21 protein-coding genes are annotated in these 22,249 nt (G+C 69.1%); 6 read left to right on the top strand and 15 right to left on the bottom strand.

Going from position 1 to position 22,249, the window contains the following annotated elements; genetic code table 11:
- Positions 1–2: 2 nt before the first annotated feature.
- From ABZW96_RS27045 to ABZW96_RS27035, 3 genes are all read right to left on the bottom strand, one after another.
- Positions 3–392, bottom strand: coding sequence for a DUF2784 domain-containing protein (locus ABZW96_RS27045; RefSeq protein WP_355078435.1), 390 nt, complete (start codon positions 390–392; stop codon positions 3–5).
- 46 nt (positions 393–438) lie between these two features.
- Positions 439–1,869: an SDR family NAD(P)-dependent oxidoreductase gene (locus ABZW96_RS27040; RefSeq protein ID WP_355078434.1), complete on the bottom strand. Its 1,431-nt coding sequence runs from the start codon at positions 1,867–1,869 to the stop codon at positions 439–441.
- A gap of 98 nt (positions 1,870–1,967) precedes the next feature.
- Positions 1,968–2,900, bottom strand: a complete 933-nt coding sequence (locus ABZW96_RS27035; RefSeq protein WP_355078433.1) for an alpha/beta fold hydrolase — start codon at positions 2,898–2,900, stop codon at positions 1,968–1,970.
- Between the two features lie 351 nt (positions 2,901–3,251).
- Here ABZW96_RS27035 and ABZW96_RS27030 point away from each other — a divergent pair, with 351 nt between their 5' ends.
- Positions 3,252–4,397: an acyl-CoA dehydrogenase family protein gene (locus tag ABZW96_RS27030; RefSeq protein ID WP_355078432.1), complete on the top strand. Its 1,146-nt coding sequence runs from the start codon at positions 3,252–3,254 to the stop codon at positions 4,395–4,397.
- Positions 4,381–5,076 (top strand): helix-turn-helix domain-containing protein, encoded by a 696-nt coding sequence (locus ABZW96_RS27025; protein WP_355078431.1) that lies wholly within the window; start codon positions 4,381–4,383, stop codon positions 5,074–5,076. Before ABZW96_RS27030 ends, ABZW96_RS27025 begins: the two co-directional genes overlap by 17 nt.
- Here ABZW96_RS27025 and ABZW96_RS27020 read toward each other — a convergent pair.
- Positions 5,058–5,384, bottom strand: coding sequence for a hypothetical protein (locus ABZW96_RS27020; protein WP_355078430.1), 327 nt, complete (start codon positions 5,382–5,384; stop codon positions 5,058–5,060). The genes ABZW96_RS27025 and ABZW96_RS27020 overlap by 19 nt on opposite strands.
- Before the next feature lie 230 nt (positions 5,385–5,614).
- On the opposite strand from ABZW96_RS27020, the gene ABZW96_RS27015 reads away from it, so the two are divergent.
- The gene (locus tag ABZW96_RS27015) at positions 5,615–6,373 is read left to right on the top strand and encodes a hypothetical protein (protein WP_355078429.1); all 759 of its coding nucleotides are present in this window, start codon (positions 5,615–5,617) and stop codon (positions 6,371–6,373) included.
- Positions 6,374–6,379: 6 nt separating this feature from the next.
- Here ABZW96_RS27015 and ligD read toward each other — a convergent pair whose 3' ends face one another.
- From ligD to ABZW96_RS26990, 5 genes are all read right to left on the bottom strand, one after another.
- On the bottom strand, positions 6,380–7,381 hold the full coding sequence (ligD, locus tag ABZW96_RS27010) for a non-homologous end-joining DNA ligase (RefSeq protein WP_355078428.1): 1,002 nt from the start codon (positions 7,379–7,381) through the stop codon (positions 6,380–6,382).
- Positions 7,378–8,463, bottom strand: coding sequence for an ATP-dependent DNA ligase (locus tag ABZW96_RS27005; RefSeq protein WP_355078452.1), 1,086 nt, complete (start codon positions 8,461–8,463; stop codon positions 7,378–7,380). Before ABZW96_RS27005 ends, ligD begins: the two co-directional genes overlap by 4 nt.
- A 126-nt stretch (positions 8,464–8,589) precedes the next feature.
- Positions 8,590–8,991, bottom strand: a complete 402-nt coding sequence (locus ABZW96_RS27000; protein ID WP_355078451.1) for a cold shock domain-containing protein — start codon at positions 8,989–8,991, stop codon at positions 8,590–8,592.
- Positions 8,992–9,023: 32 nt separating this feature from the next.
- Positions 9,024–10,124 (bottom strand): SPFH domain-containing protein, encoded by a 1,101-nt coding sequence (locus tag ABZW96_RS26995; RefSeq protein WP_355078427.1) that lies wholly within the window; start codon positions 10,122–10,124, stop codon positions 9,024–9,026.
- Between the two features lie 19 nt (positions 10,125–10,143).
- Positions 10,144–10,377: a hypothetical protein gene (locus ABZW96_RS26990; protein WP_355078426.1), complete on the bottom strand. Its 234-nt coding sequence runs from the start codon at positions 10,375–10,377 to the stop codon at positions 10,144–10,146.
- Positions 10,378–10,484: 107 nt separating this feature from the next.
- Between ABZW96_RS26990 and ABZW96_RS26985 the strand changes: the two genes are divergently transcribed.
- Positions 10,485–13,532 (top strand): tetratricopeptide repeat protein, encoded by a 3,048-nt coding sequence (locus ABZW96_RS26985; RefSeq protein ID WP_355078425.1) that lies wholly within the window; start codon positions 10,485–10,487, stop codon positions 13,530–13,532.
- A 12-nt stretch (positions 13,533–13,544) separates the two neighbouring features.
- On the opposite strand, the gene ABZW96_RS26980 is transcribed toward ABZW96_RS26985, so the two are convergent.
- A complete protein-coding gene (locus ABZW96_RS26980) occupies positions 13,545–14,174 on the bottom strand; it encodes a TetR/AcrR family transcriptional regulator (protein ID WP_355078424.1) in 630 nt (209 codons plus the stop codon).
- Positions 14,175–14,345: 171 nt separating this feature from the next.
- Between ABZW96_RS26980 and ABZW96_RS26975 the strand changes: the two genes are divergently transcribed.
- The gene (locus ABZW96_RS26975) at positions 14,346–15,845 is read left to right on the top strand and encodes a condensation domain-containing protein (RefSeq protein ID WP_355078423.1); all 1,500 of its coding nucleotides are present in this window, start codon (positions 14,346–14,348) and stop codon (positions 15,843–15,845) included.
- Between the two features lie 12 nt (positions 15,846–15,857).
- Here ABZW96_RS26975 and ABZW96_RS26970 read toward each other — a convergent pair whose 3' ends face one another.
- From ABZW96_RS26970 to ABZW96_RS26955, 4 genes are read right to left on the bottom strand one after another with little or no spacing between them, the layout of a single operon-like run.
- Positions 15,858–17,183: a pyridoxal-phosphate dependent enzyme gene (locus ABZW96_RS26970; protein WP_355078422.1), complete on the bottom strand. Its 1,326-nt coding sequence runs from the start codon at positions 17,181–17,183 to the stop codon at positions 15,858–15,860.
- Positions 17,183–18,697, bottom strand: coding sequence for a decarboxylase (locus tag ABZW96_RS26965; RefSeq protein WP_355078421.1), 1,515 nt, complete (start codon positions 18,695–18,697; stop codon positions 17,183–17,185). Before ABZW96_RS26965 ends, ABZW96_RS26970 begins: the two co-directional genes overlap by 1 nt.
- Positions 18,694–19,980 (bottom strand): heavy-metal-associated domain-containing protein, encoded by a 1,287-nt coding sequence (locus ABZW96_RS26960; RefSeq protein WP_355078420.1) that lies wholly within the window; start codon positions 19,978–19,980, stop codon positions 18,694–18,696. The genes ABZW96_RS26965 and ABZW96_RS26960 overlap by 4 nt, the downstream gene beginning before the upstream one ends.
- Positions 19,977–21,242: an aminotransferase class V-fold PLP-dependent enzyme gene (locus tag ABZW96_RS26955; protein WP_355078419.1), complete on the bottom strand. Its 1,266-nt coding sequence runs from the start codon at positions 21,240–21,242 to the stop codon at positions 19,977–19,979. The genes ABZW96_RS26960 and ABZW96_RS26955 overlap by 4 nt, the downstream gene beginning before the upstream one ends.
- Before the next feature lie 138 nt (positions 21,243–21,380).
- Between ABZW96_RS26955 and ABZW96_RS26950 the strand changes: the two genes are divergently transcribed.
- A complete protein-coding gene (locus tag ABZW96_RS26950) occupies positions 21,381–21,812 on the top strand; it encodes a pyridoxamine 5'-phosphate oxidase family protein (protein ID WP_355078418.1) in 432 nt (143 codons plus the stop codon).
- Here ABZW96_RS26950 and ABZW96_RS26945 read toward each other — a convergent pair.
- Complete coding sequence (locus tag ABZW96_RS26945) at positions 21,809–22,243, bottom strand: CBS domain-containing protein (RefSeq protein ID WP_355078417.1); 435 nt, start codon at positions 22,241–22,243, stop codon at positions 21,809–21,811. The genes ABZW96_RS26950 and ABZW96_RS26945 overlap by 4 nt on opposite strands.
- Positions 22,244–22,249 lie beyond the last annotated feature (6 nt).

Raw genomic sequence — 22,249 nt, 5'->3', positions numbered from 1 at the left:
CGTCAGTGCGGTGCGTGCACACGGGTGGCCGGGGTGGCCCGCCTGCGCAGCGCCCACCCATAGCCGATCCAGGACGCCACCACCAGCGCGGCCACGACTGCCCGCACCAACCCGAGTGCGCTTTCGGGGTAGATCACGCCGGTGATGTAGTGATCGATGAACCCGCTCGACGGCAGCCGCTGCTCCCCGGCACGCTCGCGCGCCCAGTTCTCCAGATACGTGAGCGGGCAGTCGATGCCGAACACGATCGTGCTGAATCCCCAGCAGACCGCGAGCACATGCAGCCAGATCGTGCGCCCGAAGCGCCACGCGAGGAACCCGCCGACCACCACGTAGGCCACGAACGCGAAATGCGTGACGGCGGTGGCGTCGGCCAACAGCCGGTAGAGCACGCCTCCAGCGTAACCTTCCCTCGCGCGGCGGGACCCGTGTCGGCCGCTACCACGGGGAAGGCTGATAGTCCTTGAGGAAGCAGCCGAACAGATCGATCCCGTTCTCACCCTGCACGATGGGGTCGTAGACCCGCGCCGCGCCGTCGACCAGGTCCAGCGGGGCGTGGAAACCCTCTTCGGCGAGGCGGAGCTTGGTGTAGTGCGGGCGCTCGTCGGTGATCCAGCCGGTATCGACCGCGGTCATCAGGATGCCGTCCTGCTCCAGCATCTCCCTGGCGCTGGTGCGGGTCAGCATGTTCAGCGCCGCCTTGGCCATGTTGGTGTGCGGGTGTCCCGGGCCCTTGTACGCGCGGGAGAACTGCCCTTCCATCGCGGAGACGTTCACGACGTATTTCCGGCGCGCCGCGGCGGCCGCCATCGCCGGGCGCAGGCGCGAGACGAGGATGAACGGCGCGACCGAGTTGCACAGCTGCACTTCCAGCAGTTCGGTCGGATCCACCTGCGCGACGGTCTGCACCCAGCTGTTGGTGTGCGCGAGGTCGGGCACCAGGCCGCCCGCGTCGATCGCGACGCCGCGCGCGATCCGTTCCGGCGTCGCCGATCCGGCGACCAAGGCCAGCTCGGCGACATCGGCGGCGGTGAGCGCCGGGGTGAGCGAGGCGGTCAGCGCGGTGGGGTGCGCCTGCATGGTCTTGCCGAAGCTGACCACCTCCGGCAGCGCGCCCGCGGGCAGCGGACCCGATTCCGCCTCGACCAAAGCGCTGTAGGCGCCGGGGGAGCGACGGACCGTCTGTGCGGCGTTGTTGATCAGGATGTCCAGCGGGCCCTGGGCGGCGACATCGTCGGCCAAGGCGACCACCTGGGCCGGATCGCGCAGATCGATGCCGACGATGCGTAACCGGTGCAACCAGTCGGCGCTGTCGTCCATCGCGGCGAAACGCCGGATCGCGTCGTTGGGAAAGCGGGTCGTGATGGTGGTGTGCGCGCCGTCGCGCAGCAGGCGCAGCGCGATGTACATGCCGATCTTGGCGCGGCCGCCGGTGAGCAGTGCCCGCCTTCCGGTCAGATCGGTACGAGCGTCCCGTTTGGTGTGGCTGCGCGTCGCGCAGTCCGGGCACAGCTGGTGGTAGAAGGCATCGACCCGGGTGTAGCGCTGCTTGCAGATGTAGCAGGGACGCGGGCGGATCAGCGTGCCCGCGCTGGCTCCGGTGGTGGTGGAGCTGATCGGGATGCCCGCGGTCTCGTCATCGATCCGGTTCGGCGAGCCGGTCGCGGTCGCGGCGACCACCGCGCGGTCGGCGGCCGACACCGCCGCGCGCGCATCCGAGCGGCGCCGCTGCTTGAGCTTCTTGAACATGTGCCCGACCGCGCGCTGCACCGCCACCGAGTCGGGATGGTCCTTCTCCAGCGTTCCGGCCTGCTCCAGGACCCGAAGACAGGTCGCGAGGTCCTCGGGATCGATCATGCTTTCGGCCATCGCGGCGGGGGACATCCTTCATCGAGCTGGGCAGACGACCGGCCCATTGTCGCAAACTCGCCGGACCGGTCGCCCGCGCCCCGTCCGGTACGCCGTGGTCAGCTGCTGCGCGGGGTGATCGCCGCGCGGTCGGCGCGCAGGTCGTCGACGAAGTTGGCGATGGCCTCGGCGACCAACAACGGCTCGGTGATCGGCAGCCAGTGATTCGCCGGGACGGCGCAGCGCCACAGCTTGTCGACCCAGCGCGCGGAGGCGTCGTAGACGGCGGCCGGGACGAACGGGTCGGTGGTGTCGACCAGCAACTGGACCGGGACGGCCGTCCGGCGCACCCGCGGCTTGCCCAGGTGGTGCAGCAGATTCGCCTGCGCGATGCGCGCGCCCGCGAGCAGATCGCCACGCCAGGTGGGCGCGATCCGCGCGGGCAGCGGTGATATCCCTCCGAGCCCGCGCACGAACAGGCCGCGCAGGCGGGGCGGGTAGAGCCTGCGGGCCATGGGACCGGGCGTCAGCGCCCAGCGCGCACCGTGCAACCACCAGCCCACATCTCGGAGTTCGCGGCCGGCGCGGGGCGCCAGCGCGCGCAGCCACAGGCCGAGATGATCGAGGTTCGGTCCGGCGATCGCGGTGAACGAGGCGATGCGGGTGTTGGCACGCTCGTCGCAGACCGCTTCCCACAGTTGCACCGCGCCCCAGCCGTGGCCGCATGTGTGCACCGGCCTGCGCGGGCTGGCGGCGTCGATCACCGCGAAGAAGTCCTCCGCCAGCGTGCCGAGGCGATATTCCGACAGTACGGCGGGAACGGCCGAATCGCCGTGGCCGCGAACGTCATAGGTGATGACCCGGAAGCCGTCGGCCAGCAGGGCCGCGACCGTGGACCACACGCTATGGGTGTCGGTGAGGCCGTGCACCAGCACCAAGGGCTCCGCGGCGGCATCACCCCATTCGAAGACGGCGAGTTCGGCGCCGTCCCGGTCGACCGTCCAGGTGCGGTCCGGTCGGGGCGTTTCGGTGGTGTCGAGCAGTTCGGTCATGTCCTTACCTCATTCGCTGCCGGCTACCGATCCGATGGCACGTCGCCGTCGTGCCCGATGTCAGTAATTCCGATACGGACAGTACGAAGGATTGACCCTTGGAGGGAAAGGTAAAACGTCCGAATATGGCGCAGCTCACCACCGGAATCGCGGCACGGGCGGCGGTTTCTCCTCAGCACTCGGCAGGCTGCCCGCCTCCGCTCGCGGTCGGGCCTGCTCATCCGGGCGCGGGCTCGCATTCGGGTGGCCGTGACGGCGGCTCGCTTCCCTTGTTGACAACTCGCCAATAGTTCGGGAATCTGAGGCGTAACCGGCGAAGGGGCCGGACCGGAGCTAGCAAAGGATCCAGCGATGGCGCGCGCGGCGTGGAGTGACGACGAGGTCGAGGCGGTACGAGATCTGGCGAAGACCTTCTTCGAGAAGGAGGTCGTGCCTCATGAGGAGAAATTCGTCGCGCAAGGGCACCCCGATCGCGCGCTGTACAACCGGGCCGGTGAACTCGGCCTGCTGTGTCCCGCGATTCCCGCCGAATACGGCGGTGGCGGCGGTACGTTCGCGCACGAAGCCGCCATCATCGAGGAGCAGGCCCGCGCCGGGGACGGATCGATGGGCATCCCCGTGCACAGCTCGATCATCGCGCCGTACCTGTACGAGTTCGGTTCCGAGGAACTCAAGCGGCGTGTGCTGCCCAAGGCCGCGAGCGGCGAGATCGTGCTTTCCATCGGCATGACCGAGCCGGGCACCGGATCGGACCTGCAGAACATCAAGACCCGTGCGGTACTGGAGGGCGACGAGTACGTCATCACCGGCTCGAAGATCTTCATCACCAACGGCTGGCTCTGCGATGGCATCATCATCGCCGCCAAAACCGACCCGACCAAGGGCGCGGCCGGTGTCTCGCTGATCTTCGCCGAAGTCGGTGACGACACTCACGGTTTCGAGCGCGGGCGCATCCTGAACAAGATCGGCGGCAAGGCCCAGGACACCGCGGAGCTGTTCTTCGACGGCCTGCGCGTGCCCGCGTCCAACCTCCTCGGCGGCGCCGAGGGGCAGGGCTTCTACCAGATGATGCAGATGCTCGCGCAGGAACGCCTGGTCACGGCGATCATCGCGGTCGCCATGATGGAGAAGGCGGTGCAGCTCACCGTCGATTACACCAAGGGCCGCGAAGCGTTCGGCAAACCGCTGTTCGCCATGCAGAACACCAAGTTCGAACTCGCCGAGTGCGCGACCGTCACCAAGGTCTCGCGCACCTTCCTCGACGACTGCATCGACAAGCACCTGCGCGGTGAACTCGACATTCCCAGCGCTGCCATGTCGAAATACTGGCTGACCGATCAGCTCGGTATCGTGGTGGACCGCTGCCTGCAACTGTTCGGCGGCTACGGCTACATGACGGAGTATCCGATTTCCCAGCTCTACACCGGCGCCCGCGTCCTGCGCATCCTCGCGGGCAGCAACGAGGTGATGAAGGATCTCATTGCCCGGTCTCTCTGACACCAGGAGTGCGGCCGCGGACGGTGGCGCCGACCCGGCGCTACCGCGCCGCCGCAGGCTCGAACCCGACGAGCGGCGCGCGCAGATCCTCGCCTGCGCGATCGACATGTTCGGCGAGCGCCCGTACGCGGCCGTCTCCACCGCCGAACTGGCGCAGCGCGCGGGCGTCGCGCGCGGTCTGATCAACCACTATTTCGGCAACAAGCGCGACCTCTATCTCGCGGTGGTGCGGCGCATGGTGACGTTGCCCAAACTCGACAACATGGTCGTGCCCACCGGCAGCTGGCGTGAGCGGGTGGATGCCAGCGTGCGCTGGCTGCTGGACACCATCGCCGAGCACGGCAGCACCTGGGTGAAGGTGACCAGCCACGAGGGCGTCGGCGACGATCCCGAGGTGCAGCAGATCCTCGACGCCGCCGACGACGCGGCGGCCGAGCGCCTGCTGCTGATGGTCGGCCTCGCCGATTCGGCACACGACGCCGAACTGCGCGCGATGGTGCGTGCCTATGGTGGTCTGGTCAAGGTCGCGGGCCGGGAATGGATCACGCGCGGCACGCTCACCCGCGCGCAGGTGCACGAGCTGCTGTGCGACATGCTGCTGACGCTGGTCACCGAATCGCTGCCCAAGGTCGACCGCAGGCAGTCACCCGGCGGCCCGGATCACCGCTCGCCGCTGTAGCGAATCGGACGCAAGGCGCCCGGCCCGTGGCCGTGGCGGCCGTGCTTCAGTTCGATCGCCTGTTCCCGGTGATGTTCGACGAGCAGGGCGCCGACGCCGGTGATCCACAGCGCGGCCGTCACGACCACACCGACGCCGGTCCAGCCGGTGAACCCGTATCCGGCGGCGGTCAGAGTGCAGGCCAGCGCTACGACGCCGAGGGTGCACAACACGATGCCCGGGAGGTTGAAGTTGTCATCGAGCAAATCTCCGGCCCTGGCATGCCAATGCGGGGTATCCCGGCCGCTCGAGGTCGTCTTATCGGACATGGATCCTCCTGAAGAAAGGCCGCGGTCAGGTGGGTCGTATGTCGACCAGCATGCGCCTCGGCTAACAGATTCGCGAGAGTTGCGACACGTTTGTTATTACGGCCCGATCACAAATATCCGACACTTCGAATCAACTTTTCGCCGCGCGCGCCCTATTCTGTGTCGGTATATCGGGGCGGGTCCGGGCAGTCCGAGGTTCCTGCGCGGTGTTGGTGTGGAGAGGGACCTGAATGACACGGGCAGAACGGCGTGATACGGATCGCTGGCCGCAGGCGCGGCCGGAGGATCGCTGGTCGGAGCCCGAGCCCGACGGCGGCTGGGCGGACGAGGAGGACGAGCGCTGGCCCGAGCAGCCGCCGAGCCGCCGCCGAACCGGCCGACTGCGGGTGGAGATCCCGCCGATCGTCAATCCGTACGCGATCGTCGCGCTCGTGGCGGCGCTGCTGGGACTGTTCCCGGTCGCCATCGTGTTCGGCTTCATCGCCTTCAGTCACCCGCGCGGCCGGGTAATGGCGATGTTCGCGCTGCTGCTCGGCGTCGCCGAGATCACCGCGGTGGCCGGGTTCGTCCTGCTGACGGGCAACTGGCTGCCGGACGTGATGAACCGTCAGTCCGTGATCGCGCCCACGCCCGTCGCGTCGGTGCCGACGACCGTCGAGCGTCCGGTGGCGACGACTACGGCGGCAGCGCCGAGCCCCGCTGTGACCACTACGCCGTCAGCGAGCCAGGGACCGGTCACGAAAGGTTCGTCGTGCAGCGAGGCGCAACTCGGCCAGATCGGCAGCGCCGCCGACGGTGGCACCCTGATCTGCCTCACGACCTCCGGCGGCTACCAGTGGGCGGGCCCGCACGTCGTCGCGACCGCCGTGCAGCAAGCGGGGTCGAAGTGCGACGCCTCCGGGGCGAAGACCGGACGCACCGCCGACGGCCGGGCCCTGGTGTGCGAACTCAGCGGCCGCAGCGGCACTTGGGTGTTGTGGACCGAATAACGCTCGCTATTCGGTCTTCTTGGCGCGGCTCGGCTGCACCCTGGGCGGTTCGTTGGGCATCTTCGGATATTGCGGGGGCCACGGCGCGTCCATGAGACCGGCCGCCATGTCCCGGTCGGACATCTCCAGCAGCGGGGCGATGGACTGAGGCGCACGATCGGCCCACGGGTCCCCCGATGCGGCGTAGCGTGCCGGGACGGTCGCGATGGTCAGCTCGTCGGGCACCACCGAATCCAGATCCGCCCAGCTGATCGGCGTCGAGACCTGCGCGCCGACCTTCGGCCGCACGCACCAGGCGCCGAACACCGTTTTGTGCGGCGCGTTCTGATTGAAATCGATGAAGACCCGGTTGCCGCGTTCTTCCTTCCACCACTGCGCGGTGATGTCCTCCGGGAACCGGCGCTCCAATTCGCGGGCCAGCGCCACCGCGGCGGCCCGCACCTGATAACCGTCCCACTTCGGTTCCAGCGCCGAGTAGAGATGCAAGCCGCGTGAGCCGGAGGTCTTGATCCAGGATTCGATGCCGAGTTCGGCGAGCAGATCCCTGGTGCGTATCGCGGCGTGCCGGAGATCGGCGAAGGTGATTCCCGGCGAAGGATCGAGGTCGATGCGCAGCTCGTCGGCGATCTCCAGATCGTCGGCGCGGTTGGGCCACACGTGGAACCCGAGGCATCCCTGGTTCACCGCCCACAGGATGTGGGCGAGATCGTGGGCGACGAGGGCGTCGCTGGTGGTGCCGTTCGGTGTGGACACCTCCACGGTGTGCAGCCAGTCCGGCGCGGATTTCGGCACCCGTTTCTGGAACCAGGACTTGCCGGACGCTCCGTCGGGATACCGCTCCAGCAGCAGCGGACGCCCGCCCACCACATTCAGGAACGGCTCGGCGATCGCCTGGTAGTAACGCACCAGATCGAGTTTCGTCTCGCCGCGCTCGGTGAAATAGATCTTGCCCGGATTGCTGATCGTGACGGTCCGGCCGTCGGTCTCGATGTCGACGGACTCGGTCATCGCGCCGCGCCTTCGCCGAACAGCGTGCTCAATTCCGCGGGCGCGACCTCGTCCAGCTGCGCGTAGGTACACGATTCCGGCGTCCGGTCGGTGCGGAAGCGCACCAGCCTGCCGCCGTGGCGCAGCCGTCCCGACTGCACGTGCTCGTAGCGCACCTCGGCGACCAGCTCCGTCCGCAACGCCTCCCAGGACAGATCCTTGCCGCCGGTCCAGCGGCTGACGCCGCCGGGCATCTTGCCCTCCGCCGCCGCCTGCGCCGCGGCGTCGGCCCAATCCCGCCAGGGATGGTTGTCGAGCGCGTTCTCCCGCAGTGGCGCGAGCTCCTCGACCAGTTCCTTGCGCCGGGCCGCGGTGAAGCTGCTGGCCACGCCGACGTGGTGCAGGCGGCCCTCGTCGTCGAAAAGTCCGAGCAGCAGCGAGCCGACCCCGGCACCGTCCTTGTGCCAGCGGAAACCCGCCACCACGCAGTCGGCGGTGCGCTCGTGCTTGACCTTCAGCATCACCCGCTTGTCCTGGAGATAGGCGAGGTCGTCGGATTTGACCATCACGCCGTCGAACCCCGCGCCCTCGAAACGGGTGAACCAGTCCTCGGCGACGTCGGGATCGTGGGTGAGCGGAGTCAGGTGCACGCGCGCGAGCGCGGTGTCCAGGATCGTTTCGAGCAGCCGCCTGCGTTCGATGAACGGCTCCCCGGTCAGATCCTTGTCGCCGAGGGCGAGCAGATCGAAGGCCACGAAACTGGCCGGCGTCTCCGCGGCCAGCTTGGCGACCCTGGACGCGGCCGGATGCAGCCGGTTCTGCAAGGTGTCGAAATCCAGGCCCTGTTCGGTGACCACCACGATCTCGCCGTCCACCACGCAGCGGTCCGGCAGCGCCTGCTTCAGCAATTCGGCGACCTCGGGAAAATACCTGGTCAGCGGCCGGTCATTGCGCGAGCCGAGTTCCACTTCGGCGCCGTCGCGGAACACGATGCAGCGGAAACCGTCCCATTTGGGTTCGTAGCTCAGGCCCGGCTCGCGGGGCACCGCGGGCGCGGATTTGGCCAGCATCGGCCGTACTGGTGGCATCACCGGTAGCTCCACGCGATCCTCCTCGGGTTCGATCCTCACCCATGTCGACGGTGCGCGCGGACCGAACTCATCGGTATGCGGCCGCGGCCTCGGCTCGATCGTAGGCGGGTGCCCCGACAGGTTCGTGGACTTCGCCGGTCAGTTCTCCAGCCAGCCGTGCTGGTCGGCGAACGCGGTGAGCCGGTCGCGGATGGTGAGGATCTCACCCGCGGTGAGCGCGGGGCTGGCGTCCAGGAGCAGTTCGGTGATCAGGCGCTGGTGCTCGGCGACGGTGAGCTGTCCCGAACCCGCCCTGTCCTTCCCCTTGTGCCGGGCGGGGGGTGCGGACGACCCGCCGACCACAGTGAGATTGACCGCCTTGGGTCCGCGGTCGCCTTCGGTCACCTCGAACTCGAACACCCGTCCCTGTCGCAACTCGTCCTCGTCCAGGCCGATGTCGTTGACGTGGACGAACACATCGGGTCCACCGTCCTCCGGCCGAATGAATCCGAATCCCCGAGAGCTGTCGAACGACACCAATTTCCCGATGGACACCAACACCCGCTCCTCGTCGCCGTCGCTACTCGGCAACTTTAACGCGCCTTTTCGCCGTCGTCGGAGGAAAGCGCCTTTTGCAACGAATTGAAAACGGTCAGTCCCTGACCGACCATTCCGTTCACCAGTTCGCTCACTCCATCCGGTCCGTTCAAGACGGTGAGATTCGCGTTCGCCAGCCCGTTCGACGCCTGCCGCACGATTTCCGGAAGTTGTTCGATCAACAACTGATCCAGCGCGATGCGGTTGTTCGACGCGGCCGCCTCGGCCTGGATCCGAGTCCGGTCGGCTTCCGCCTCGGCCAGGATGCGCACCCGATCCGCTTCCGCCTGAGCGGGTTTGACGACCTCGGCCTGCAACTGCTGCTCGCGCAGCTCGGCTTCTTTGCGGGCCTGCTCGGCCTGCGCGGTGAGCACCTCCTGCAACGCCATCGCCTCGGCGAGCGGGCCCGCCTGCGCCGCCTCCGCGTTGGCCTTGTCGATGTCGCGCTGGTACTGCGCGCGCAGGATCGCCGTCTCGCGCTGATATTCCGCCTGCCTGCGCTGGGATTCCTGCTCGGCCTGCGCCGCCGCCTGCGCGGCTTGCGATTGCGCGATCTGCGCGTCGCGCTGGACGGCGGCATTGTGCGGGGCGGCGAGCGCGGCGATATAGCCGAGGTTGCCGTCGTCGATGGACTGGATCTGGAACGAATCGACCCACAGGCCGATGTTGCTCATCTCGACTTTCGACGCGACGAGCACTTCGTCGGCCAGTTTCTGCCGCTCCCGGATGATCTCCTCGACCGTCATCGAGCCGACGATCGAACGCAGGTGCCCGGAGAAGATGCGCCCGGTCAGCACCGACATCTCCCGCTCCTGTTCGGAGAGGAACCGCTGGGCGGCGTTCACGATGGAGGAGGTGTCGTTGGCCACCTTGAACGCGATCACCGCGCGGACGTCGAGCTGGATCGCCTGTTTGGTGACGCACCGCTCCTTGATCTCGGATTCGAACATCGCCAGCGACAGGTAGCGCACCTTGCGGAACAGCGGAATCACCCAGGCGCCGCGTCCGATGACTACTTTGAACGGCGTGTTGTCGCGGCTCTTGCCGCCGCTGACCAGCATCGCCTCGTCCGGGTCCGGCACATGGTAGCCCAGCACGTCTGTCTCCCTTGCTCTTTCAGGTTTCTGCGGCCGGGTCCGGGGTGAGCGGAATCCACGGGACGACGTCGACGACGCGCCCCGGATGGACCGCGATGACCAGCACGGTCGCACCGGCCGGGATCGGCTCGGCGGACTGTGCGATGTACAGCTCGGTTCCCCCGCGAATCGCGACCAGGACCTCGCTCAGCGTCCCGGCACCTCGGATCGGCGATGTGAGCGTACCCGTCAAACCCACCACCGGGTCGGTCATCGCGCGATCTCCTTCTTCCGGCTCTCGGACCGTCACCCTACGTCTCGCACAGCGCCTTTCGGTATCGGTGCGGCGGAACGGCGCGGCGGCGCGAGTATGTTTCTTGCATGGGAGGTCGGCTGGCGCTGGTGGTGGGATCGGAATGCGCGGCGCTGGGAGATCTGGGTTTCACCGAAGAACTCGCCAACGGCTTGTACGGGAGTCTGACCGCAGCGGGCGGGTGGCGGCCCGCCATCGAGCTGGACGGCCCGGTGCTGAATCCCACTGCCGCGCAACTGCTCGAGGCCGTCGACGCTGCCTTCACGGCGGCATCGCAGCGGCAGGCCACCCTGCTGCTCGGCTTCATCGGGCACGGCGTGGCGACCAGCGCCGAGGACTTCTACCTGCTCGGCCACGATTCACCCGCTGATCCCACCTCGCACAACGCGTTTCACCTGACCCAAGAGATCCGCGAGCGGCTCGACCGCGCCGCGCTGGACGGGCTCGTGCTGCTCGTCGACGCCTGCGAGGCGGGGCAGGGCGTCCAAGGGGCCGCGCGCCGGTGGACCGATCTGCTGGCGCAGTCGGGCGGCCGGATGGAACTGCTGGTCGCCTCGGGCGACGGGCCCGCGTATTCCGGATGCTTCACCCGCACCATGCTCGCCACCTTTGACCTGGGCCTGCCGCTGCGCGGGGAGAACCTGCTGCCCTCGGACCTGGTCGATCCGATCGCCGTGCAGTGCACCCATCAACAGCCGCAGCATCTGTCGTTCAGTTCCGGCGCGGTGTCCCCGGCACAGGGCGTCGACCCGGGGCTGTGGCTGGTGCCGAACACCGCGCGCCACCGCGACGCGGTGAGCGGACGCTCCGCGGCCGGATTCGTCGACCAGCTCACCCGGCGTCTGCTGCTGACGCCCGATGTGCGCGAGCGTCTCGACGCGATCGTCGACGCGGGCAGCCACCGGCTGCGTGCGGTGCTGGGTCCGGCGGGCGTGGGCAAGTCCACGCTGCTGGCGATGCTGATCCGCCCCAGCCTGGTCGACGGGCTCGCCGTCACCCCCGACTACATCACCGCCGCGGTGTTCCTGACGGTGAACAGTTCGGTGGAGTCCGTGGCCGCTGAGCTGGCCGCGCAGCTCGACGCGCGCGTGCCCGGCTTCCATGAGGCGGCGCGCGCGGCCAGGGCGCACCGGCCCAGGGACGAGTTCGACATCTTCGAGATCCTGGTCCGCCGCCCGTTGGCGCGGCTGTCCACGGCGGGCCGCCGGGTCACCCTGGTGTTCGACGGACTGAACCAGCCGCAGGAGGGGACCAGGCGGTTGCTCGTGGCCGCGATCGCCGATCTGACCGGCCGCGAGGATCTTCGGCACGTGCGCGTGATCGTCGGCATCCGGCCCGGCACCGGCGTGGAGGACGATCCGGGGCTGGCGCACATGTACCGCATCGATATCGCCGAACCGGCGGCCGACGATATCGCCGCCGTGGTGGATTCCGCGCGCGGCACGGCGCCGCTGGGCCCGGTCGACTGGATCGGCTGGATCCAGCGGCTGCTGGCGGAGACCCCCACGGACGCGAGCGGTTCGCGGGTGGTGGCGGGCGGCTGGCTGGTCGCAGGCATCCTGCTGGAGGTCGCTTCGGGATTGACCGACGGCGCGGTGGCCTCCGGGATCGGCCTCGACCGGGTCATCGCGCTGCGGGTCGAGACGGCGCTGCGCGGGCTCGATCCCGAAACCACCGGTGACACAGCGGCTCTGCTCGGTGTGCTGGTCGCGGCGGGTGTCGGGCCGGTGTTGCCGCTGGAGCTCTTGGATTCGGCGCTGTTGTCGCTCGGCGTCGACCTCAGCGCCGCCCGGGTCCGCGACATCGCCGTGAATCTCGGCACCCTGGTCACCCGCAGTCATCCCGGCACCGTTCGCGAGTCGCTCGGCGTGACCCACAGCGCGTTCCTGCCCGCGCTGGGCGCGGAATGCCACCGCCTCGGCGTGCGCATCGCGGACGCCCACCGCGCCCTGGTCGCGGCGATCCAGGCCGACGGAGGCGACCGGGCCGCGGACTACGCGCGCGGCGCGGCCGTACGCCACTGCCTGGCCTACGGCGATGCCGCCTTGGCCATCGACTTCCTGGAGAAGCTGGAAACCGGCAGGTCGGCCGACGACCGCGACCTGTGGGCGGCGTGGACGCCCGACTTCGCCGAGTCACTGGGACCGGACCATCCCGACACCTTCATCACGCGGGAACGGTGGGCATATCACCGCGCCGAGAGCGGCGACCTGGTCGGCGCCGTCGCCGATTTCGAACAGTTGCTCGCCGACCGGTTGCGGGTGTTCGGACCCGACGATCCGGCCACCTCGGACACCCGCGACAAGCTGGCGAGCTACCGCGCCCGCTGCGGCGACTACTCCGGCGCGGGCGAGGAGTTCGAGCATCTGCTCGCCGACCGGCTGCGCCTGCTCGGGCCCGACCATCCCGAAACCCTGCGCACCAGGAACAACCTGGCGTCCAATCGCGGCGACGTCGGCGATTTCGCCGGGGCGATCGACCGGTTCGAACAGCTGCGCGCCGACCGCGCCCGCGTGCTCGGCGCCGATCACCCGGACACCTTGCGCACCCGCAACAGCCTCGCGTACTGGCGGGCGGCAAGCGGCGATCTCGCAGGCGCACGGGCCGAATTCGAGCAGTTGGTAGCCGACTATCTGCGCGTCTTCGGCGCCGACCATCCCAATACGCTCGGCGCGCGCAACAACCTCGCGGCGTTCCGCGCGCGAAGCGGTGATCTGTCCGGGGCGGGCGCGGAGTTCACCCGACTGCTCGACGATCGTCTGCGGGTGCTCGGACCGGACCACCCCGACACGCTGCTCACCCGCGGCAAACTGGCCGCCTACCGCGCCGACAGCGGCGATCTCGCGGGCGCGATCACCGACCTGGAGAAACTGCTCGGCGACCGGTTGCGCGTGCTCGGCCCGGACCATCCGGACACCTTCGACACCCGCAACGAACTCGCGGGCTGCCGCGCCCGGCACGGCGACCTGACCCGCGCCGTCGCGGAACTGGAGGTGTTGCTGGTCGCGGAGTTGCGCGCTCTCGGCCCCAGTCACGGCGCCACCATCCGGACGCAGAACACGCTGGCGTACTGGCGGGGCCGGTCCGGGGACCTACCGTCCGGCCGCACCGGGTGACGCGCGGGGCGGTCAGGGACGGTAGAGCGAGCGATACACCGTGAGCATCGCGAGGCAGTGCTCGATGATCTGCTCGCGGGTGGCGCGCAGCGAGCCGTTCAGCCATGCCGAGAACATGCCCGCGTTCCCGCTGGCCATGGTCACCGCCGCCAGCCTGCGCTTGACCGGATCGTCGATGTGGCCGAACAGATGGTCCTGCATGATCCGGGTGAAGACCGGCATCACCGCGAAGGTGGTCTGCCCGAGCCCGGTGCTGGAATACGGCTCGACCAGGAACAGCCGCGATTTGCGCGGGTCGGCGAGCACCTTGTCCACCAGGATCTCCGACAGCGCGCGATCGCGGGACGGGTCGTCGGTGGCGGCGAAGGCCGTCATGGGTTCGAGGAATTCCTCGGCGACCTGACGGTAGAGCACGTCGAGCAGCTCGTCGCGGCTGGCGAAGCTTTCGTAGAAGTAGCGGTCGGTGAGATTGGCCTTACGGCACACCGCCCGCATGGTGACCCCGCTCGCGCCCGACTCGCCGATCAGATCGAGCGCCGCTTCCAACAGCGCCGCCCGCCGCGTCTCCCTGCGCTCGGTGAGCGTCGTCCCACCCCAGATCCGTGGGCCCCCGTCGTCGTCTGCGTCCTGACCTGTCTGCACGGCCCAACGATAGTGCCTGGCGGCGCGCCCCGGCGCCGCGCGCACCCGCCCCGCCCTCCCCGGTCTTGCCGAACTGGATTCCGCGCCGTCACGGTGCGGTAACTGACGGTTTACTCGACCTGGTTACCTTCCCTGGGTTGCTCGGTGGTTCGGTAGTGGAGGTGACGGCGCGTGCACAACTCCGCTGCGGCGATCTCGTCCGAAGGAATCGGTCACGTACTCGGGCATGCGGGGATGCGCCCCGTACGACCGGCGGTTCGGCCTCTCCCGCCGCCGCGGCGGCCGCTGCCGCTGGCCCGTGGGCCGCGTCCGGCGCACATCCCGCTCGCCCCCGCGCAGGAACGGATGTGGCACGCCGCGCGGGCCGGGAACTCGAGTGACTGGAATGTGACTCGCGCGGTGCGACTGTCCGGGCCGGCACTGCGGCCCGAGGGGATCGTCGCCGCGATCGACGACGTCGTCGCCCGGCACGAACCGCTGCGCACCCGTTACCCGAGGACCGCCTCGGGCCCGGCCCAGGTGATCGTCCCCGCGGACGAGGCCGGGGGGCGGACCGACGTCGTCCTGGCCACCGAAGCCGAATTGCCGCGGCATATCGCGGAATTCGCCGCGATCGAGTTCGATCTGGAGACCGACCTGCCGCTTCGCGCCCGGCTGTGCGTGCTCGGACCGCACGAGGTGGTGCTGGTGCTGGTCGTGCACCACATCTCGATCGACGGGCGGTCGGTGGCCCCGCTGCTGCGCGATCTCGGCACTGCCTACCTCGCCAGACAGGACGGAGCCGCGCCGGACTGGCCGCCGCTGCCGATCGACTACGCGGACTACACCTTGTGGAAGCACGCCCAGCTCGGTGACTACTCCGACGAATGGAGCCGCGCCACGCAGCAGTTGCGGTACTGGGCCAACACCCTGGCCGGTCGGCCGCCGGTGCTCGATTTCCCCTGCGTCCGGCCTCGTGCCATCCGCCGAGGCGGTGCGAGCGCGGGTGCCGTCGTACCGGTCGCGTTCGCCGCCGGTGTGCACCGTGCGCTGCTCGATCGGGCGTGCGCGGCGCGAGCCAGCCTGTTCATGGTGTTGCAGACCGCGTTCGCGGTGGCCGTCGGCGCTTTCTCCGGCAGCGCCGACGTGACGGTGGCCACCGCGGTCGCGGGCCGCGATCACCGGCTGCTCGACGACCTGGTGGGCAACTTCGCCGACGACGTACTGATGCGCGTCCGGCTCGACCGCGCCGCCGACGCGGAGGAACTGCTCGATCAGGTGCGCGGGGTGGCGCTGGCCGCCTTCGCCCATCCCGATACACCCGGCCAGCGGCTGAAGCGCTGCCTGCTGCAGGACGCGGCCTGCCCGCTGTTCCAAGCGACGCTCATCCTCCAGCGCGGCGCGGCCGCCCAGCCCGCGGCGGACGCTTCCGGCGGGGTGAGCATCACCGAGGTCGACACCGGAATCGTCCGCGCCAAGCACGACCTCGAATTCGGTCTCGTCGACCGGTACGACCGGCTCGGTGCGCCCGCGGGCATCGACGGCGTATTCATCTACCCGGCCGCGCTGTTCGAGCGGGGCACCGCGGTCGCTTTCACCGAATTGTTCACCGCCACAGTCGAACTCCTGGCCGCCGGTTACCGTGGTCCGGTTACCCCGTTGCTGACGGACTTGTCCGCCGGGCGGCGGTGAGCCCACGGGCGATCAGCCTCGTTCCAGCGGCAACCCCGCATCGCGCCAGGCGACCACGCCACCGGCCAAGCTGGTGGCGTCGTAGCCGGCTCGCCTGGCCCATGCGGCGAACCGCACCGACAGTTCACCGACGGGGCAGACGAAGACGACGGGGCGCGAGCGCGGGAACGGGATGCCGTGCCCGAACATGTCGTCGAGCTGGTCGTCGCGGATGTTCAACGCGCCGGGGACGTGCCCGATCCGATAGGCCATGGCGCCACGGCTGTCCACGATGGTCGGGCGTCCGGTCCGGTCCAGCTCGGCGAGCTGCTCGGGCGACAGCCGCGGCACCGCCGCCAGCTCCTCCGCGGTCGGGGCCGCTTCGCGTTCGGCGCGGCCGAACCGTTCCGGCCTGCGCTTCTTGATGTACGACAGGTACGGTTCGAGGCGATCGCAGACGATGAACACCGCCACGAGCGGATCGTCCGGATCCCTCGCGGACACATCGAGCGCGCCGAGCGTCTCCAGCGCGGCGGCGTAACTCGCACCGCTGGTCGGCCCGGCCAGGACCCCGTATCCGCTCGCCAGGCGCAGCGTCGCGTCCACGGCGTCGCCCGCCGTCACGGTCACGATCCGGTCGTAGAATTCCGGCTGGAACAGCCCGACGTCCCACATCTCGCTCTCCGAACGGATGCCGGGAATGAAGTCCGATCGCTCCGAAACCGCCGCGACGGTGCGTAATTCGGGATTGTGCTTGCGCAGGTAGGTAGCGGTCCCCCTGGTGGAACCGGTGGTGCCGAGCCCGCCGATCAGATAATCGATCCTGGTGATGCCATCGGCGGCCAGGTCCTCGTGGATCTCCCGGCCGGTGCCGTGGTGGTGCGCCTCGATGTTCTTCTCGTTGGTGTACTGCGACAGATGCCGGTACGTAGCGGGCTGCTGGGCCATGGTCGCCTCGATCACCGAGTAGACGTCGTTCGGCGTCGTCGGGTCCGGGCACTCGGAGAGGCCGGGCAGTTCCACGATCTCGGTGCCTAACAGCTGCAGCAGATCACGGACCTCGCCCACTTTGATCCGGTTGGTCACCGCGCGCAGGTCGATCCCGTACATCGCGCCGAGGACGCGCAGCGCTTTGGCCGTGTTACCGCTGGACGCCTCGATGAGTGTCCGGCCCTCGTCGCGGATTCGCGCCAGGTCGTCGCGCAGCATCGCCCAGGCCACCCGGTCCTTCACCGAACCGAACGGGTTGTGCGACTCCAGTTTCGCGTAGAGTTCGACATTCGCCAGCCCGTGCACCGCGGGGTCGAGCCGCAGCAGCGGCGTGTTGCCGATGAGTTCGGTGATGTGGTCGTATCGCATCAGGGGGCCTCGACGGATCGGACCGGACGGTTGACGAGGTCGGTGGCGTGCGGCGCGATCTGACGCGGCCGGGAAGACTCGACGGGGAAATCGGGCTCGTAGTCGGCGTCGTGCACGACCCGGAACCCGTCGGGCGTCCGGGTGACCGCGAGTTTCGCGGGCAGGGGATGCATGGAGGCCGTCGCGGCGGACAGGTCCATGTGATAGGCGGCGGTATTCGGGAACACCACCGAATCGCCCGGCCGGGGCCGCGCGGGCAGCCACACCTTGTGGTTGGTGATCAGATCGCGCTCCAGGCACAGCCGCCCGGCGAGGTAGACGCCGACCGGACCCGTGTCGCGGTCGCCCGCGGTCGCGTCATCGCCGGGCAGGAGGATCGGGTCGACCATGACCTCCTGATCGGCGGGCGTCACCGAATCGCGGCTGAGGTCGACGTGCACCAGCACGCTGCCGTCGGCGACCTCCTTGACGAACTCGACTGTGGCCACCGTGATACCCGCGTGATCTACCAGCGCCTTGCCCGGCTCCAGCCACATCTCCAGCAGATTGTCGCCCGCCACCTGCGCCACCGTGCGTCCGCCGTGCCGCTCCAGCGGAGCGTCGAGCAGATCGGCGAGCATGCGGTCGGCGGCGATGATGTTGGCGTACTTGTGGAACACCGGTGTGCCGTGCACGGCCCCGCCCGCGACGTGGTAGCCGAAGGTGTTGCTGCCCCAGGTCATCGGCTCCCCGCGGCCGAGCAGCGATTCGCGCAGCGCGAGCACGTAGGCGTCGAACCGCTCGGCGTCGGCGGTGAACACCTGCCGGAAGCCGCCGCCGATGTCGAGCACCGACGGGGTGAGCCCGTGATCGTAGGCGCGCTCGATCAGTCGCAGGCAGGTGTCGATCGCCCGGACGCGCTCACCGAGGTCGCCGGAGTCGAGGTGAAAGGCGAAGCCCAGGAAGGCGATCCGCCCGCGCCGCGCCGACAGCAGATCGAATGCCTGCCCGACATGCGCGAGCGGTATCCCGAACCGGCTCACCTGTCCCGCGTCGAATCCGGAAATTCGCAGTAGCACAGGCACTTCCGCTTGCGTTCCGGCCAGTTCCGCGATGCGGCCCAGCTCCCAGAGGTTGTCCACGTTGATCGTGACCCCTCGGTCGACGAGTTCACGCAGGAAGGCTTCCCCTTTCGGGCCGGTGACCTCGATGCGCGCCGGATCGAACCCGGCGGCGCGGGCGCTGGACAGTTCGTGCGGTGAGGCGACGTCGACGGCGATGCCCTCGCGTTCGGCGGTACGGACGAACGCGCGAGACTGGTTCACCTTGTGCGCGTAACAGATCCGGTGGCCGGGAAGGCTCCGCTCCAGCACGGAACGCAGGCGCAGGAGATTCTCCGAATACACCTGCGGGAACACCAGATGCGCGGGCGATCCGAATCTCGTCAGCGTTTGCGTCGGGAGGCCGGGAGTGTCGAGAAAAGCGCGGACGATCGGGTGGAGCTTCGCGGGCAGCGCCGGCGGCCACGGCGTCATACGGCGGCTTCCGACGGCTCGGTGGCCGACGCCCGCGGCGCGTCGTCCGGCCGCTGCGCGACCGGGTTGTAGCCGCCGTCCCGGATCGCCTCGAACGCACGGGCCCGATTGCGCGGGCTGCGGAACTCGGCCACCACCCGTTTGCTGTCCAGGTCGATCTCGACCACGCGGATGTCCATCGACTCCAGCACTCCGCCGATCGTGCGGACGCAGTGCTTGCAGGTCATGTCGGGCACGTAGAACACCTGGTCCTCGGCGGTCGCGACCCGGTCGGCGGTCGCCTGGTCGAGTTCGGCGCTCACCTCGGCGACCGCGCAGCGGCCCGCGATCTCGGTGAACGTCGCGACGAATCGGTCGACCAGCAGAGGGAGGAGACTGAAATGCCCGCTGTCGAGCTGGTGTGGCGTGGCGGCCGGGCAGGCCGGATGGCTGCCCTTGGGCAGCAGGGCGTATTGCCGGGAGATCAGGTCGAGGTCGTCGTGGTACTTGGCGATCGCCTCGGCCACCGTGAGGCCTTCGGCCGTGGTGGCGCGCTCCATCACGGCGTGCGCGTCGGCGATGGTGGCGTCCTTCATCGCGCGCAGGGTCGCCACCGACTCCGCCGAATAGCGGACGGTGCCGTCGGGTTGCGCGACCAGCGTCACCGGGATCATGCCCCGCCGGTAGGTCGAGGCCTGCAATTCCCAGAACCATCGCGTGGCGACCGTGGCGAAGATCCCGGAAACGCGGAGCCCTTCGGCGAATTCGGCGGCGTCGCGGTAGGGGGTCGCGTCCACCAGCAACGCGTGCTGGGCCAGCACGCGCCCCGCCGCCTCGATGCCGACCCGGAAGATGTCGCGCGGATCGTGGTCGGTGGTCGTGCCGGCCAATACGGCGTGTTCGCGAGGTCCGAGCGCCGCGACCCGCGCGGCGAAATCGGCGTCGGCGTCCAATTGGCGCCACAACGCCAGGACCGTCTCGCGCGTCGCGATCGGCACCGACGGGCCGAGACCACCGGCACGGAAGTGCCCGGTATTCGGGATGCCCGCGCTGTCGGTCCACGCGATCCGATGCGTCGCGCTCGTCACCTGGTCCGCGCGGCACGGCCGCATGAACCGCTCCAGATACAGCCGCTGCGAGTAGGTGAGATGGCTGTCCGGCTCGAGACCCAAGGCCGTACAGGCGTATTCGAATCGCCGATGTCGGGGAGCGGGTACCGGTTCGGTGAACAACCCTGGCTGCGCCAAGTCGGCCAGCACCCTGGACGCGGCCCGCCGGTCGTAGCGGGGGATGTCGTTACTCACGTGACCTCCTCGGCGATGGTTCGCACGCACGCGACGAATCGGTCGATCTCGTCGGGCGTGTTGTAGATGTGCGTGCTGACCCGCACCGAGCCCGCGCCGTCGGACTCGGCGGGGACGCAGTGCGCACCGGTGCGCACCAGGAAACCGAACTCGCTCAGGACGAATCCCGCGTCGGCGGCCGAGATCCCCTCCAGGGTGAAGGAGACGATGCCGTAGCCGACCTCGCAGGTCGCGTGCGCCGGGCCGGGCAGGAACTCCAGGCCGGGAACCGGTCGCAGCCCGTCGATCAGCCGCAGGGTCAGGGCGCGATTGTGCGCGGCGACGGCGTCGAGACCGAACGATTCCAGCACCTCCAGCGCACTGCCGAGGGCGAGGATGCCCGGAATGTCGGGCGTTCCGCCTTCCAGCCGCGACGGCATCGGCCCCGGGCGCAGCCCGCCGGGACCCGGTTCGACGCCGGAGTTGCCCCCGGGCAGGAACGGCGTCAACCGGTCGTGCACACGCCGGTGGCAGTAGAGGATCCCGGTGCCGGGCGTACCGAACATCTTGTGCGCGGCGAAGATCGCGAAATCCGCACCGAGCGCGGTGACGTCGACCGGAAGATGGCCGCCGCTCTGCGAGCAGTCGAAGCACAGCAGGATCGCCGGATCGATCCGGCCGCGCAGTTCCTCGAGAGTGCTCAGACCGCCGAAGACATGGTGCAGATGCCCGGTCGTGATCAGCCGGGTGCACGGGGTGATCTTGGCCAGGATGTCGTCGGTGTCCGCCTCGCCCGCAGCGGTCACCCGGTAGGGAACGAGGTGGATGCGGCGTCCGAACCGGGCGAGCAGCCCGCGCAAGTGCTGCCACGGGTACACGTTCGACGCGTGATCGCTTGCGTTGTAGAGGATCTCGTCGCCGTCGGCGAGCGCCGTCAGACCCCACGACAGCGCGACGGCGTTGAGTGCGGCGGTGGCGCCCGCGGTGAAGACCACCTCGTCCGGATGCTCGGCGCCGATGAACGCGGCGGCGTGTTCGCGGACGCGGGCGATCCGAGCCGTGAGACCGGTGGCCCAGGGGTAGGTGCCGCGGCCTGCGTTGGCGGTGTTGTTGCTGTGGTAGCGCTGAATGGTCTCGATCACCGGCAGCGGCTTCTGCGTGGTGGCGGCGCTGTCCAAATAGACCTCGGAGGCGCCGGCGATGGCCGGGAACAGCGCCCGCACCGCGGCGGGCGCGAACGTCGGGATTTCCGGCGGCCGGGGAATGTCCTCCGTCCGCGTCACCGGCGATCTCGGGGTGGGGGACCGCAACGTGACGCTCCCTTCCCACCGGTAACTCGGACGTCACCCACGATACGCATTTTCGGTACGGACTTCGAAGTTTTGTCGTGGACAAAGGCTTTCACGACTAGCCTGGAACGTATGCCTCTGACCCTGCAAGAGCGTCAAGAGTTCCTTGCGCAGCCGCATATCGCGGCGTTCTCGGTGGCCGCGGGCACCGGTCGTGGCCCGCTCACCGTCCCGATCTGGTACCAATACAGTCCCGGTGACGAGGTCTGGATCCTGACCGGCCCGGAGTCGCAGAAGATGCGCTACATCCGGGAGACCGGCCGGTTCGGTCTGATGGTGCAGCAGGCCGAACCCACGGTCCGCTACGTGAGCGTGGAGGGCCCGGTCACCCGGATCACCCCGATGACCGACGAGATGCACCGTGAAATGGCCGCGCGGTACGTACCCGCCGAATCGGTGGACACCTACCTGAAGGCGGCCGAGGCCTACGGTGAGCAGGTCGCCGTATTCCTGCGGCCGGAGCACTGGCTCTCGGCCGATCTGGGGAACCTCAGCGAGCTCTAATATCTGCCCTGCAGGTACTCCACGAGGTGTTCGCGTTCGTCCGCCAATTCCGAGATCGCGCTCTTGACCACATCGCCGATGCTCACGATGCCGACCAGCCTGCCCTCGTGCACCACCGGCAGATGCCGGATGCGGTGGTCGGTCATGGTGCGGCGCAGGCCGTCGACCCGGTCCTCGGGCGCGCAGGTGCGCACCGCGGAGGTCATGATCGCCGAGACCGGCATGTCCAGCAGGTCCGCGCCCCACGCGTGCAGGCTGCGTACCACGTCGCGCTCGGAGACGATGCCCGCGATCGTGTTGCCGTCGGGGGAGACGACGACAGCGCCGATGTTCCGCTCGGCCAGCGTGGCGAGCAGTGTGCGTACCGTCGTATCGGGCGCGACCGTGGCCACGTCGCTGCCTTTTCTGTGCAGGATCTCCGAAATTCGCATATTTCA

The sequence above is a fragment of the Nocardia sp. NPDC004168 genome (assembly GCF_040610355.1).
GTDB lineage: Bacteria > Actinomycetota > Actinomycetes > Mycobacteriales > Mycobacteriaceae > Nocardia > Nocardia sichangensis.
Note: the sequence above shows the minus strand (reverse complement) of the source record. Positions and strands in the feature narration are given on the sequence as shown.